The sequence below is a fragment of the Gimesia sp. genome (genome assembly GCF_048262075.1).
Lineage (GTDB): Bacteria > Planctomycetota > Planctomycetia > Planctomycetales > Planctomycetaceae > Gimesia.
Window position 1 is genome coordinate 1 of sequence record NZ_JBLXFK010000031.1, and the last position, 13,704, is coordinate 13,704.

The window sequence follows — 13,704 nt, forward strand, 5'->3', positions numbered from 1 at the left end:
GGCGTGACCATTCGAGCAGGTTCTGCAACAGATCAAAAACCCTGTCGCCTGCTTCGTTCACCGCCGTTGCATATTCCACCAGTTTTTCTTTGCTCAAACCGTCCGCCATCCTGGACATCATATGGGTCATGCCGAGCAGCGAGTTGAAGGGGCTTTTCAGATCATGGGAGATGATCGAAAAGAACCTGTTTTTGACATCAACTTCGTACTGCAGCCGGGTTTTCTGGGTTTCCAGTTCGGCTGTGCGCCTGGCGACGGCGTCCTCCAGCCAGGCCCGCTTGGCTTTCTCGTCTTCCAGTAACAGTTCGCGGTCCCGCTGCATGGCGGAAAGCATCGCGTTCATACGATTCTGCAGCTGACTGATCTCGTTATCGTCGGTGATCGACAGTTGGATCCGTTTGCTGACCGACTGGTCAAGATGAACCGCATCCACCTGCTTCATCAAATCCTTTAAAGGGATCGCCAGGTAGCGGTCGAAGGCCCAGACAAACAGACAGAACAAAATCGTTAATTTCATGACGGCGGTAATGGCAATCAGGGCAAAACCGAACAAAACCCGATCCAGAACGACTTCTGACGATGAATAAAGGATCAGCGCGCCAAGCGGTATTTGTGCATCGTTCAGCACCCAGGTTAAGTCTGATTTTGTATTGAAAACTGCCAACGGGGCCGCGTCCACGGCGTAGGATCTTTTGGAAATGACATTTTTGCCGTTGGTATCGAAAACGTCGACACCGGCGATAATCGGCATGTCGACAAGCCCCGTGGTCAGGGCTTCCAGCTGTTTCTGGTTATATTGCCAGACACTCGTCGAAATCGGCACATGGACCGTCTTTTCCAGCTGTTTCAATTCGTTTAAAATTGAATCCTGGGTTTTCAGGTATTCGGTCAAAAACTGTACGCTGGTGACAAGGCAGGTCACCCCCAGATAGAGGGAAAAAACAACGCGCAGCAATTTTTGGGAAAGGTTCTTTGGACGAATAAAACGGTTAAACATTAAAATCTAAAATACCCGACAATCGAATTGAAAAAATTTATGCATAGGTCTTCTATGGGGCCACAACAGGCGCTACTGCTCGACTGTTATGCCATACTTCCTGAGAAGCGATTTTTCCTTATCCCCCTTCATCGACAGACGCCCCCGATCCCAGATGTTTATGAGGTTTTGTCTTTTCTCAGGCGGGATTTTTGTCGAGAAGATCGGTTTTTCAACCAGGTTCTTTTCCAGCCCGGGGCGGACGATCTGCAGGGCGTCGTCCAGGTTCAGGCGTTTCATAACATACTGCAGAACGAGATCGTTATCGGCGTATAGATCGACCCTGTTGCCTTTGATCATATTGAAGATCCGGTCGACCACATCGTCGTATCCGGCGACCACTTCAACGAAACTGGCGTTTTCCGGGTCATCAAGATAATTTTGATAATCGGCACTCATTGAGCTGTAATCCCAACCGGGCCCGGTCGCGACATGTTTGCCGGCCATGGATTTAATGCCCGTGTAGCGCCACGGATCGCCGCGTCTGATTACGAAGGCGGTTGTATAGGAAAATGTTTCCTGGTTGGCATAGACGAAGCCTTTTCCCGTCGCATCTGAAACGGGGTTTTCCGGCAACATATCGCAAATGCCATTTGCCACCATGTCCAGGCCCCGTGCCAATGGAACTTCGAAATATTCCAGCTCATATCCTTCTGAGGTGAATATGGCGTCCAGCATATCGATAATAACGCCCCGCGCGGGCGACCCTTCGGACGGAAATATTGTCATCGGCGGCCATTGGTCATAGCAAACTTTCAATGTCTCCGCATGGCTCACGCCGGGCAGGCTGAAACCGACCAGAAAGGTCACAAAGGATAACAGGCGGAGCATTTTTTTTACCTTTCGGCGCTGTCGCGCCTTAAAATCTCGGGCCCCCGAGACCCCGGCATGGGCAGTATCCGAGGCCTCATCTTATGCGCTTAAGGGGTGCAACATCAATGCCTTGCCAGGGTGCCAAGGGATAAATTGCAGTGGTGCTGATGATTTCAGGGGTGTTATGCTACGGTGGCAGGACGCAACGGCTCTTGTCGCGCGTCCGGATGCAGCAGATACCATACGGGAGTAGTGGTTATGGCCCTTAAACCAAAGACTGAAAAGAAGCCGGCAGCAGTTGACGAGCCGTTCCACAACGAACCTTCGGAACTGGACGACAAGTCCCACGCCGAAGTCCGTATGCTTTATCGGGAATCGACGGAGACCCTGCGGTTTGTCAAGAATCTGCAGTGGAAGACGGTTGGCTCGACGCTGCTGACTTTTTTCGGGCTGGTTTTCATTGCCGGTTTTGTCGATGCCAATGCGGGGCTCGCCAACAAGTTTATGGCCATCACCCTGCTGCTGGCAACGTCGGTGATTTTCACGCTGGTGATCTATCAGTTCTGGATGCACAACGAAATGCGCAAGATTGACCGCATGGGGCAACAGATGTCGTCGCTGTTCAAACACATCCGGGCGATCAAATCGAGCCGCGAGGGCAACCTGCACCGTTATACTCTGCTGATATTCATGTCCGTTGTGGTCGCGCTGGGTGCCCTGGTGGTTCATCTGGCGCTCGCCCGCATTGCACTTGTCGGCGGTTGATTATAGGTTTTCCGGCCTTGCAGACCTGTCGCTGAAAAAAGCTGGAACAACCAAATGAATATGTCTTTCGCAACCAACCTTCTGGCCCTGGCCGTCACCCTTGGCGGGTATCTGTCGCCGGTCCATGGTGAGCTGATCTTTACGGTCGGCCTGTTTGCCCTGTCAGGAGGCATCACCAACTGGCTGGCGGTCCACATGCTGTTTGAAAAAGTCCCTTTGTTATATGGCTCCGGCGTCATCCCCAGTCGCTTTCAGGATTTTAAGGCGGGCATCAAGTCGCTGATTATCGAGGAGTTTTTTACGCGTGCCCATATCGAACGGTTCTTTCGCGAAGCCGGTGACCGTCCGGTCGAGCAACTGGCGGAAAAGGTCGATTTCGACCGGGTCTTTGTCGGTCTGACAGATGCCATCGAGAAGTCGCAACTGGGCGGTATGTTATCGATGATCGGCGGTAAAAAAGCCCTGGAGCCGCTGCGGGCGCCGGTCACCAACAAGCTCAGGGAGATCATCAGCGATCTGGCGGAAGAGGGCCTGAGCAAGGGCGGTAGCGGTGATTTTACGGATATGCTGATCGAAAAGGTCGAGCATATCATTGATAACCGGCTTGAGGAGCTGACCCCTGAGAATGTCAAAACCATTGTCCAGGATATGATCCGCAAACATCTCGGCTGGCTGGTGGTCTGGGGCGGCGTTTTCGGCGGCGTCATTGGCGCCCTGGTCGGACTGCTGAAGGTCCCGGCGGTCGGCTAGGCCCGGTTTAGATGAAGAGCTGCCGGTTGACGACACTAAAAGGCAACCGGGCCGATGCGGCCCTGCGGTTCACAAGGCCCAACAAAATTTGATCGCACAGGCGCAGGCGGTCCGAGGGAACGGCGTCGGACGGTCCTTATTCGGCCGCCATCATCATAAACGGCAGAGCGGTTGGCCAGACAGGCCGGGCCGCAATGTCCTTGCTGCCGCAGCTTCCACATTCCATATGAACGCCGATTTCCGGGACGCTGACCTGCGGTCCCAGGCGTTTGATCAGGTGCTCCGGCGCCAGCGTCTGGTAGTGACCACAGCGGTTGCACCACGCTTCAACATGCGCGTCGGCAGAGGTCAGATCGCCCAACTTCACCGGGTTAATGGCCTGTTCTTCCGCCTGCAGAAAATGATTTTTCAGTTTTCCCATAACAAGAACATAACAGGAACAAAATACAAGATCAATAGATTTGATTAGAACATTCTGCAGGCTTGTCCTAAGTTAGGTTGAAAAGTTATTTTCAAATCTCGTCTGAATAATCAGGAGGCAACCTTATGGATGAGCAACGCGACCGCCTGCGCCAGGTGTTGAAAAAACTGGCATTCGCCAAAAACGAAAAGGGAGCGCGCGGCGGTTTGCTGCATGACATCTCGGCCAAAGGGGCGGGGCTGAATTTTGTCAACCCGATGGGCTCGGTTGACCATGCCTTTGAAGTGGACGATATGGTCGAGGTGATCATAGACGGCTTTCCGCCGCTTAACGGCCGCGTCGTGCGGACCAAGCAGGAAGGCATCTTTGTCGCTTTTGACCTCGACAGCGAAGCGGAAAAATCTCTGATTGCTGATATCATGATCGCCACAAATCAACTGGCGCTGGATAATGAATCACGGCCCCTGGCTTAATCTTCGGTCGTGATTTCCGGCTGGTGAGTTACCGGAAAGTTGACGGAATTGGCAATAAAACACTTCGCATGGGCCTGCTGATGGAGCGCCTTGGCCAGGTTCGCCTTGGCCGCAGGCGATATGTGCACCTTTGGCGCCAGAGTTACGCTGGTAAAATGGCCGCCGCCATCCGCCGTTTCCGCCATCAGGCCGGTCGCCTGGTCGGTGTAGCTGAAAACCGAAATGCCGTTAACCGTGCACAGATGCAGATACCAGAGCATGTGACAGGCCGATAAGGAAGCGACCAGCAGGTCTTCCGGATTGTGGCGACTGGCGTCGCCGCGGAAGCCCGGGTCTGATGAGCCCAGCAGGTCCGGTTTTCCCTGCATTTTAATCACATGATCCCGCGAATAGTCTTTGTAGGATTTGGCGGGACCTGCGGCGCTGCCGTCCCAGACCGTCGTCACGCGATAGCTGTGGGGGGATTTGCTCATGGTTCAATGTCCTTTTGTCGGCAAAGATGTCTTAAGAGTACAGGGCCCGCCAGCGGGCGGTGAAGCTTGTCGTCGGCTCCTCACCAGATGCGCCGCTGGCATAACAGATACCATGTTTTTTTGTCCCGATGCATGGTCCTGGGCCTACCAAGCCCTGGTCCGGCTTTGGCCGATGCGCTTTAAAGGTCATGTTCCCCTGTTAATCCCTGCACCATCCGCCTGCAGGATTGTCCGCTATGACAAGGCGTTCGTCGTTAGCCGTTTTTCGCCAACAGGCGGACAGATACTTTAGCGATTTGGCATTCCCGTATTATTCATTATAACGGGCGGCACCGAGTGTAAATTTAATCTCCAGGAACGGCACGTGCGAACCTGAAGTTTGCGGCTCCTGTTGAAGCCCGGGTTAAATTGGCAATATGGGGTCAGCCGTTTATCGGCAAATGAATTTACCCCTGTTAACCGTATAAATATGTCAGAGTAATTGTGTTATGGCCGTAAATTTTGTTTTCCTGCTTTTTTTATCTGTGGGCATCGGTGGTTTCCTGCCCGAGCTTACCAGGCAGAAGGGGGCGGCCCCTGGACTGAGGGTTTTGGCCGGTTTTGCGATCCTGACCTGCGGGCTTTATGTCGGGATTGTGCTGTTTCGGTGGGGAGTGGAGGGAACCCTTTATGGCCTGATCCTTGCGGCAGTCGCCGGCGGCGCCCTACAGCTGCGCACATTTTTGGCGGCAGTGCGTTCTCCGGAAATTTTCTATCATCCGGTTTTGATCCTTCCTGTTGCCATCGTTGCGGTTTGTGTTGTCCACGGGCCGATATCTTTCACGGCTTATGGCGATGACACGTTCATCAACTGGCTTGCCCCGGCCAAACAGATGTGGCTGGTTGATGATTTTCATGATGAACGGTTTATCACGGCAGTCGCCGGCTATTTACCAGGATGGCATTTCCTGCTCGCTTTCACGTCGCCTCTGTGGGGCAGTTTTTCCGAATCTCGTGCCATCGCTGTTCCGGCGGCCTTGCACGTCGTGGTTCTTGCGGCCGCCTATGATGTCATCATCGTATATCTGAAAACGCTAAATCTCGATCCGTTGCGAAAGCGAATGATCGCCTATGGGATCCTTCTGCTGCTGCTTGCCGCCGAGGCATCCTGGCAATTGGTGCCGACATTGGTGCTGTCGGAAATGCCATTGTTTTACACCCTAATCGGGCTGATCTTGGTGGGCTCTCTGTTTCTGTTCGAAGAATTTCGGCCGTTGCCTGTTGCCCTGTTTCTGGGGGTGTTGTTATGCACTCATTATCTGATTAAGACGCAGGGGATCGCCGCTGTTCCGGTTGCGGCCGGAATGGCATTTTTAGGACCCCTTGTTTTCCCCCATTCGGGTTCGCGGTCCCTTATCCGATCGGTTTTAATGACAGGTGTTGTCTTGGTGCCGACTCTGCTCGCTTTTGTAAGCTGGAAAAGTCTGGGGCCTGAAACGCTTTCATGTGCTTCCAATATGAGGTCTGTCATTGGCTATGGTTTTGGCCAGTTTGGCCCGGCGTCAATTTGGCAGCAGCTGGCGTCTGATCTGTTTGATGCCATCGCAGTTTATATGGCTTCCTATAAGGTCGTGCTCAGTATCACCGCCCTGATCGGACTAACGGTTGCTTTGTTTGATCAAAAATTGCGTTGGGTTTGCCTGGCCATCGTTGCCTACATCCTGATTTATCTGTTTGCCGTTTACTGGTCGTACTTAAGCTGTGGATTTGGTTTTAACTCTTACTTGTCGTCTTTGCCCCGATACTTACAGCTTCCCGTCCGCCTCTTGCATTTTGTCGGTCCGCTGCTTCTTGCCGTCTGCATGATAAAAACCCTGCCGATTGTATGGTCAGGCCTCTCCGGCCGGATTTATCTGCCGGTGCTTTTCATTGCGGTTGGGATATTGGGTGGTTACCAGATTCGCGCGATCGATCGCTCGCTGACCACCCTGCGGTTTCCGGATATGGGTTATATGGAGGATTATTCCCTTCGCGTTTCCAAAGAAACGAGAGCAATCCAGACCATTGCCAAGGCCAGAGGATTGAAAATGCCGAAGGTGTCGATGATGTATGTCTATTACGAACAGTTGCCGCGCCTGATGGGCATTTATCACGGGCTTTATGGGTCACCGGCGGAAATCAGGGAGGGTGAGCCACTTTCGCCGTGGCAGCTGTCTCACCTGCGATACAGCACGCCAGAGGCGCGCTTGCCTGTGAAGAGCACCGAACTGACGCCCGGATATTTCGAAGACATTGATATTGTTTGGCCGCTTGATAAAGGGCTCGGTATATCGGCGGAAGTTTTGGCCCTGAGCGGTGATGAAAGCTGTGCGCAAAACCCGCAGAATTATTTTCTTATTCGTTCGGACGAGACTGAGCCGCATTTTCAGTGTGTTTTGAAAGCGGATCATACAGTTTCAAAAGGGTCGTTTTGGAACCGTTAGCCCATGGCCGGGGGCCGAATAAGGGGTTTGCATTGATTGTGGCGGCCGGTGGTTTTGAAGACATGCTTCTATGATATTGAGTTTATTAAGGAAATGCCCATAAGGTCGGGGTGATGGCGGGTCTAGAAATGGGTTTATAAATGCATCACACTTTGCTATGAGGGCCCTGTTCGTATAGATTCATTCCAGTCGTGCTTATAACGCTTTGCACTTATAGGACAGATATGAAAATTTTACTGATCAATCCGCCGGCCGAGAATACGGTTATCGAGAACCCGAATGAAGAGGGTGAAGAGTTTCTGGAAGGCGATGATTTTGGCGATTTTCCGCCGCTCGGTGCGTTATATGTCCTGACGCACTGCGAAAAGCACACAACCGGTCACGAATTTTTCTTTCTCGACTGTGTCGGCGAACGCATCAGCCACAAGCGTTTGCGCCCCATTCTCGAGGAAATGCGCCCCGATATCGTCGGCGTCACCAGTTTCACGATCTCCCTGGTCGATGTCTGCATGGTTGCCGATCTGGTCCGCGACATTAACCCGCAAGCCCATATTTGTCTGGGCGGCCACCATCCCATTGCCTACCCCTTTGCCGCCGCCCAACTGCCACAGTTTGATTCAATCATAGTCGGCGAAGGCGAACTGGCCTTTACGGATCTGGTCAAGGCGCTTGAAAAGGGCGAAGACTTTACCGCAATTCGGGGCGTCTATACGGACGAATCGATCCAGAAGTATGTCAATAATCCGCATAAGGACAAACGCTTTCTGGCGCGCATCGGCGTGCCGTCGGCCTATGTCGAAGAAATTGACTCGATCCCCTTTCCCGACCGCCGCTACCTGCGCCACATCAAATACCAGAACATTCTGGGTGTGACGTCGGATCTGGCGACCATTCTCAGCTCGCGTGGGTGTCCGTACAAATGCACTTTCTGTGATGTGCCCATCAAAAGCTATCGCCAGCGCGACGACGACGCTGTTCTCGATGAAGTCGAAGAATGCCTGGCCCTGGGCTATACGGAGTTCCGTTTTTATGATGATCTGTTCAACATCAACGAGAAAAAAATCCTCAGCTTCTGCGATGCGATCGAGCGCCGTGGCCTGAAATTCACCTGGGATTTCAGGGGGCGCGTCAATGCGGTGACCCGGGAATCCCTGATCCGCGCCAAAAAGGTCGGCCTGCGGATGATTGCCTTTGGTGTGGAAACCGGATCGGACGAAGGTCTGGCCCATCTTCGCAAAGCGACAACCACAACCAAGGTCAAAAACGCCTTCCGCTGGTGCCGGGAACTGGGCATTCTGACCGTCGCCGACTTCATCATCGGCCTGCCGACAGAAAAAACGCCGATTGATGTAAAGCGCAACATCGATTTTCTGATCAAGCTGGATCCCGATTATGCCCAGCTATCGATCCTGACCCTGTATCCCAACACAGAAATCTTTGATCAGGCCGTCGCCAAGGGTCTGGCCAAGGCGGAGCGTTGGCAGGAGTGGGCCCTGGATCCGAAACCCGGATTTGTGGTCGATCACTGGGAAGAGCATTTATCCCATGCGGAAATTGTCAAACTGCAGAAAAGCGCTTATCGGCGTTTTTATTTCCGCCCAAAATACCTGCTGCGCAGCGCCATGAAGACCAGGTCTCTCTACGAGTTTTCGGCGAAAGCCGGCGGGGCTCTCAAACTGATGAGAACCAATAAACGCAGCGCCTAAAGCCTGTCCCGGCGCGCAATACCATCCTTCACCCACAGCCCGGCTGAAGCCGTGGCCTGTGCAAAGGCACATGGATCAAGGATGTGCTGCGGCTAAAACGTCGTCCCCAGAGATCGAATTTTATTCCCATTGCGAAGGCAATTGTTTGGTTTTGATCCGGTTACAGCCGTCAGGGGCGCGCTTTTTTGGGAGCGGCCCGGAGGGCAGGAGGGGTCATCGGGAGGTCCGCCAAGAAGCGGTTCTCCCTATAACGACTGAAGGTGGATGAATCCGCCGGAATAAAATGACATATACTGCCTGTGGGATTGGCTGGTTCTGCTGTGCTGGAATTCAACACTCGTCATATTGTTGGTTGATCGAGGCGCGAAAGGCGTCGCCGATTGCATTGTTCGCAATTGTTACGCCGTTTGCATGTTTGGAAATCATCGATTTAAGTGATTTTGGGTCCACATAACGGAGCAGCGGGCTGTTTTCAGATTTGGAAATTTCGTAAATTATTCTCATATTTGCAACTTCTCCGGCGTGCATGGAATCCGAGAACTCGCAGTCGCTGGCCCCATAGGGCGACAAATCAAAAAAATCATAGGCATTGGGAACGTCTTCAACAAGATGCCTGCGCAGTTCGGTAATGTAGGAATATCCTTTCTTTTGGCGGGCAAGTTTAAGTGTCTTCTGTGACAACGGTGCGAGAATTGAAATCAGAGTGATGCCCTGTTGTTTAAGTTCTGCTTGCAGGTGCCTGAGAAGGCCAAAATCAAGCCTTCCCGAGGGCACCGGTTCATCGCGGATAAACCTTGTTTTGTCCGATATTCTTTGGTTAACGGGAAGCATATTTCCCTGGAGATTGTAATAGTGACTGCCGTCGGGGCCAAATCCGCCCAGCGTGGTTAAGGCGCCGAAGCCGATGCGTTGGATTGGGCCCGTGTATGTTAGTTTTCCCGAGATAATATCAAAGTACTGACCAATCTGGAGCCTGTTGTCCAATAACGCCGCTATCGGCGCGACAGCTGACGTGACAGTGCGACGCATGTAGTTCGGGTTAACGGGCGGGCGTTTGTCTTCATTGCTAAACCGCCACCAGTAATCAAGATAAAGGATCACCACTTCGGGCTTATGCACGCCAAAAAAACGATCCAGAATGTGGTAAGCCTGAAGCAGGGATCGCGCCTCTCCCCCGATATTATAGAAAGGTTCTGTAAAAAAATAATCTCTGATTTGCAGGGACCTGGACGACCCCAACGCGATAATTTTAGGTTTTTTGCGTTTGTAATTTTCAAATTTGACGTCGATCACCCCGTGATGACCACTGTACAGCCCGCCGCCCTTTACTTGTTTGTCGACAATCGCGTTTATCCCGCCCAGTTCATCTGTGCGAATGAGAAAAATAATGTTTAACAATACAATCAGTGCCAGCAACACATAGACGCCGGCAAACATTGAGAGGTAGGAACAAAAGTGTCTTTTCAATTTCGCTAGTTCCTCAAAACTGGAAGTATAAAAATTCGATTGTTGTCGATTGTTTTAGAAATGAAAGAGCTGCACAAAGGGCTAATAACAATCCCACAGGCCATACCAGTTTGATTTGAAAGCTGGTGAATCGATCGTTTTTCAAAAATTCGCCAAGATTCAGCGCCGGTTTGTATCTTCTCAAAATTTGATAGGAATTTGGGCAGAAAAATGCAATCAGTGCCGCCACGGTAAGCCATGCATGACTTGTTAACGTCATCGATCCGGACGGGTCAATGGACAGGCCCAGATTGGCCAGTATTAAGCCCAGGTTTCCATACATATAATTTTGTTTGCCGAGCAAAATGAGTTTGTTCTCTCCTATACGAAACCCCTCAAACCCAAACATGCCACTGTAGACACTCATCACGGTTTCAATATCGTCGGCCCGAAATGGCACCCAGGCAATGATCACAAATACCAGCGTCAGGGCCCAGGAAACCCGACTAAGACCTGGCGATTGCCAGGTCGAAGGAATCACGTATCGCCAACTGTGATACAGGGAGAGGTAAAGCCCATGCAATCCCCCCCACAATGCAAACGTCCAGTCCGCACCATGCCATAGCCCGCCTAAAATCATTACCAAAAACAGGTTCGCATAGCGGCGAAATATTCCATGGCGGTTTCCGCCTAAGGGAAAATATAAATACTTACGAAGAAATCTGGATAGGGTAATGTGCCAACAGCGCCAGAAATCAACAATATTTGTCGCCCGGTAGGGAGAGTAAAAATTAAGAGGCAGGCGAATTCCGAACATTCTCGCCAGACCTAGGGCCATGTCCGAATAACCAGAAAAATCAAAATAAATCTGCAGGGAGTAGGCGCCTACTCCCAGCCATGCATCCAGAAGGGGCGGGGTGTAGCCAACACCTGACATATTGAAAAGGTCATCTGCAAACGGTGCAACCGAGTCTGCAATCCCGAGCTTTTTAATAAGCCCCAAACAAAAAAGAGTTCCGCCAATTGCCAGGTTCGCTCCTATTTTGTTTCGGTTTAAATATCTCTCATTTAGCTGAGGGAATATCTCCTTGTGATGAATTATGGGGCCCGCGATTAATTGCGGAAAAAAAGTAACAAAAGTAAAATACTGTAAAAACGGGTACAGTTTTGCTTCTTTTCGATATAGATCAACTAAATAGGAAATTTGCTGAAATGTGAAAAATGAAATCGCTATGGGTAGTATTATATCTGGCAGCTCAAGTTCTAAGTATAAAACACTGTTTACAGTTTCAGATAATAGTAAGAAGTACTTAAACCAGCCCAACAATAACAAGTTGAAAGAAACGCCTATAAACAAAAAGGTGCTTGAGTTTCTTTCGCTAATTTTACTTGCGACCCAGTAATTAAATAAAATGGAAACAATTATAACAGCAACATGGTTGGGGTTATAAACTGAATAGAATATAACTGAGCTCAAGCACAGTAATAGTAATGATGGATGAATTCCGTATTTACTTTTAATGCAATAATAAAATACCAGCGTCAAAGGGAGAAATACAAAAATAAAGCCAGCCGACTGGAATAGCATTTGAGACTCTTTTTTCGAGTTTATTAAAAATTGGAATCAAGCACTTTGCATACAAACCACACCCCGTCTTTGGTTACAATTGGTAAGTCGGTATCAGCCTTGCCGACAGACCTCCGGCTCCTTGGATTTGTTTTGATATGGGCTCCAGGGTAACCACACTTTGCGGATAACCGTGCCACAGGGTTCTGACGGCGGCCGATCAAATAGTCGAGACTTGGAATAAGACCAACTGGCCGCTCTATGGACGTCGGGCAACCACAAGAAGCGAGCCGCCAAACGGCAAAGATCCGCCCCGTGTCAGTATTTTGTGCTCCAGACCCATGACAGCGTTAAACAAAATCTCCAGGGGTTTTGGAAAATAACGCAAATCGCTTGTCGGCGGCCGGAAGGGCAGGACCTTTCGCCAGAAGACCAGAAGCGGAAAAAGAAACATGTTCCAGTAGGTGTGGTAAACCACTTCGAAGCCGGCGTCTTCCATGAGCCTTTTAAGCGACGATTTGCTGTACCTTCTAACGCCACTGACCTGCCGGTCGTGGTCGCTGAATAACCATTGGTAGGCAGGCACATTGACAATGGCAATGCCGCCGGGTTCCAGGCAGCGAAAGGTTTCATTTGCGAAGGCCTCGGGGATCACGCTCCGATGATAAATGATGTCGGCAGATATATAGGCAGTGATCGAATTGTCGGCAACGGGAAGGGCGTTAACGGAAGCGCCAACCGCCATATAGGTTGCGGATCTGGGATTTCGGGCAAGGGCAAGCGGGTCAGCGTCGATGGCCAGTTTCAGCGCGTCCGGAAGTAATTGCATCAACGACGTCGAGAGACCGCCGGGACCGCTGCCGCCATCGACGATCCATCCGGACCGGCGTTGAACATACCGGTTGAGGGCAAAAAGCAGATTGCGGTGAAGCGCCCGAAAGTACCACATGTCCTCACCGACTTTGAATATCTTGTCTTGCTCTTTCTGGTCCAATCCAAATCCTCATCGTTTGGCCGGCTCATCTCCCGACGGGGCCAGGCTCGGGTATGGTAGCCCCTACACATTCTTGACCGGGGCAGGATGTTTCTAGCCCTTTACGGCCTTTAGTTCCAAATGGGGCGGGCTGTTAATGTCTGATTTGTCACGTTTGCGTATATATTGAATCTGGAAGCCGCCTTGCAGGAGGACATTTTTTATCTGGCGCTCGGAAATCAATCGGACAAAAGGGATCCAGAGATATTTGAGTTTGTTGCGGATATTCTCCTCGTCAAACTGTTTTCCGGCCAACCCGTAGCGCATTTTTACAAGGTAAAAAACCACCTTTTCAAAGGGCTTCTGGCAACGACAGGCCTTTATGGCGGCGAGCACAAGATAGAGCAGCCTGTTAAAAACGGTATCTTCGGTAAAACTCAAATAGAGCTTGCCGCCGCTGACAAGGGCTGCGTTCAGGTCTTGCACGATCTCCGCCAATGGCTTTTGCAACAGTTCAATGGTCGTATCTGACCAGATCAAATCATATCTGCTGGTTTCCAGTTGATGGCTGTTCAAGTCCGATATCAAAAAGGATGCCGATTGCAGCTCCTGGCAGATCTGTCGTGCGTGGCGGATATTCTCCTGGCCGATATCTATTCCCAAAACGTCCTTACAGCCGTTCCGTGCGAAAACCCGTGACGCGTCGCCACTGCCACAGCCAAAATCGAGGATGGAACTGCCGGCAATTTCATCCTTGTCAAAATTTTTGAAAATAACGCCTTCTACGTAGTCGGAGTCATTCTGATAATAATAACCGTC

General features: G+C 51.1%; 13 protein-coding genes. 5 read left to right on the forward strand and 8 right to left on the reverse strand.

Features of this window, described 5'->3' with window-relative positions:
• On the reverse strand, positions 1 to 997 hold a 997-nt coding region (locus ACN0YH_RS27545; RefSeq protein ID WP_417382822.1), incomplete at its 3' end, for a histidine kinase dimerization/phospho-acceptor domain-containing protein.
• Between the two features lie 72 nt (positions 998 to 1,069).
• A complete protein-coding gene (locus ACN0YH_RS27550; RefSeq protein WP_417382823.1) occupies positions 1,070 to 1,867 on the reverse strand; it encodes a substrate-binding periplasmic protein in 798 nt (265 codons plus the stop codon).
• 240 nt (positions 1,868 to 2,107) lie between these two features.
• Here ACN0YH_RS27550 and ACN0YH_RS27555 point away from each other — a divergent pair, with 240 nt between their 5' ends.
• Complete coding sequence (locus ACN0YH_RS27555) at positions 2,108 to 2,614, forward strand: hypothetical protein (RefSeq protein WP_417382824.1); 507 nt, start codon at positions 2,108 to 2,110, stop codon at positions 2,612 to 2,614.
• A gap of 54 nt (positions 2,615 to 2,668) precedes the next feature.
• Positions 2,669 to 3,364: a DUF445 domain-containing protein gene (locus ACN0YH_RS27560; RefSeq protein WP_417382825.1), complete on the forward strand. Its 696-nt coding sequence runs from the start codon at positions 2,669 to 2,671 to the stop codon at positions 3,362 to 3,364.
• Between the two features lie 136 nt (positions 3,365 to 3,500).
• Here the strand turns inward: ACN0YH_RS27560 and ACN0YH_RS27565 are convergent, their stop codons facing one another.
• On the reverse strand, positions 3,501 to 3,785 hold the full coding sequence (locus tag ACN0YH_RS27565) for a hypothetical protein (protein WP_417382826.1): 285 nt from the start codon (positions 3,783 to 3,785) through the stop codon (positions 3,501 to 3,503).
• Positions 3,786 to 3,910: 125 nt separating this feature from the next.
• Between ACN0YH_RS27565 and ACN0YH_RS27570 the strand changes: the two genes are divergently transcribed.
• Positions 3,911 to 4,258, forward strand: coding sequence for a PilZ domain-containing protein (locus ACN0YH_RS27570; RefSeq protein WP_417382827.1), 348 nt, complete (start codon positions 3,911 to 3,913; stop codon positions 4,256 to 4,258).
• On the opposite strand, the gene ACN0YH_RS27575 is transcribed toward ACN0YH_RS27570, so the two are convergent.
• Positions 4,255 to 4,731 carry an OsmC family protein gene (locus ACN0YH_RS27575; RefSeq protein ID WP_417382828.1) on the reverse strand — a complete coding sequence of 159 codons (477 nt, stop codon included), beginning with the start codon at positions 4,729 to 4,731 and terminating at the stop codon, positions 4,255 to 4,257. The genes ACN0YH_RS27570 and ACN0YH_RS27575 overlap by 4 nt on opposite strands.
• A gap of 488 nt (positions 4,732 to 5,219) precedes the next feature.
• On the opposite strand from ACN0YH_RS27575, the gene ACN0YH_RS27580 reads away from it, so the two are divergent.
• Both ACN0YH_RS27580 and ACN0YH_RS27585 read left to right on the forward strand, forming a co-directional pair.
• The gene (locus ACN0YH_RS27580) at positions 5,220 to 7,193 is read left to right on the forward strand and encodes a hypothetical protein (protein WP_417382829.1); all 1,974 of its coding nucleotides are present in this window, start codon (positions 5,220 to 5,222) and stop codon (positions 7,191 to 7,193) included.
• A 224-nt stretch (positions 7,194 to 7,417) separates the two neighbouring features.
• Positions 7,418 to 8,899 (forward strand): B12-binding domain-containing radical SAM protein, encoded by a 1,482-nt coding sequence (locus tag ACN0YH_RS27585; protein ID WP_417382830.1) that lies wholly within the window; start codon positions 7,418 to 7,420, stop codon positions 8,897 to 8,899.
• Positions 8,900 to 9,229: 330 nt separating this feature from the next.
• Here the strand turns inward: ACN0YH_RS27585 and ACN0YH_RS27590 are convergent, their stop codons facing one another.
• The 4 genes from ACN0YH_RS27590 to ACN0YH_RS27605 form a co-directional block, all read right to left on the reverse strand.
• Positions 9,230 to 10,366: a hypothetical protein gene (locus ACN0YH_RS27590; protein WP_417382831.1), complete on the reverse strand. Its 1,137-nt coding sequence runs from the start codon at positions 10,364 to 10,366 to the stop codon at positions 9,230 to 9,232.
• 13 nt (positions 10,367 to 10,379) lie between these two features.
• Positions 10,380 to 11,933, reverse strand: coding sequence for an MBOAT family O-acyltransferase (locus ACN0YH_RS27595; RefSeq protein WP_417382832.1), 1,554 nt, complete (start codon positions 11,931 to 11,933; stop codon positions 10,380 to 10,382).
• Positions 11,934 to 12,171: 238 nt separating this feature from the next.
• On the reverse strand, positions 12,172 to 12,906 hold the full coding sequence (locus ACN0YH_RS27600) for a methyltransferase domain-containing protein (RefSeq protein WP_417382833.1): 735 nt from the start codon (positions 12,904 to 12,906) through the stop codon (positions 12,172 to 12,174).
• Between the two features lie 93 nt (positions 12,907 to 12,999).
• A partial coding sequence (locus ACN0YH_RS27605; protein ID WP_417382834.1) for a class I SAM-dependent methyltransferase occupies positions 13,000 to 13,704 on the reverse strand: 705 nt, incomplete at its 5' end.

Coding starts and splice junctions, on each gene's coding strand:
- ACN0YH_RS27550 (WP_417382823.1), bottom strand. CDS start 1,867: ATGCTCCGCCTGTTATCCTTTGTGACCTTTCTGGTCGGTTTCAGCCTG.
- ACN0YH_RS27555 (WP_417382824.1), top strand. CDS start 2,108: ATGGCCCTTAAACCAAAGACTGAAAAGAAGCCGGCAGCAGTTGACGAG.
- ACN0YH_RS27560 (WP_417382825.1), top strand. CDS start 2,669: ATGAATATGTCTTTCGCAACCAACCTTCTGGCCCTGGCCGTCACCCTT.
- ACN0YH_RS27565 (WP_417382826.1), bottom strand. CDS start 3,785: ATGGGAAAACTGAAAAATCATTTTCTGCAGGCGGAAGAACAGGCCATT.
- ACN0YH_RS27570 (WP_417382827.1), top strand. CDS start 3,911: ATGGATGAGCAACGCGACCGCCTGCGCCAGGTGTTGAAAAAACTGGCA.
- ACN0YH_RS27575 (WP_417382828.1), bottom strand. CDS start 4,731: ATGAGCAAATCCCCCCACAGCTATCGCGTGACGACGGTCTGGGACGGC.
- ACN0YH_RS27580 (WP_417382829.1), top strand. CDS start 5,220: ATGGCCGTAAATTTTGTTTTCCTGCTTTTTTTATCTGTGGGCATCGGT.
- ACN0YH_RS27585 (WP_417382830.1), top strand. CDS start 7,418: ATGAAAATTTTACTGATCAATCCGCCGGCCGAGAATACGGTTATCGAG.
- ACN0YH_RS27595 (WP_417382832.1), bottom strand. CDS start 11,933: ATGCTATTCCAGTCGGCTGGCTTTATTTTTGTATTTCTCCCTTTGACG.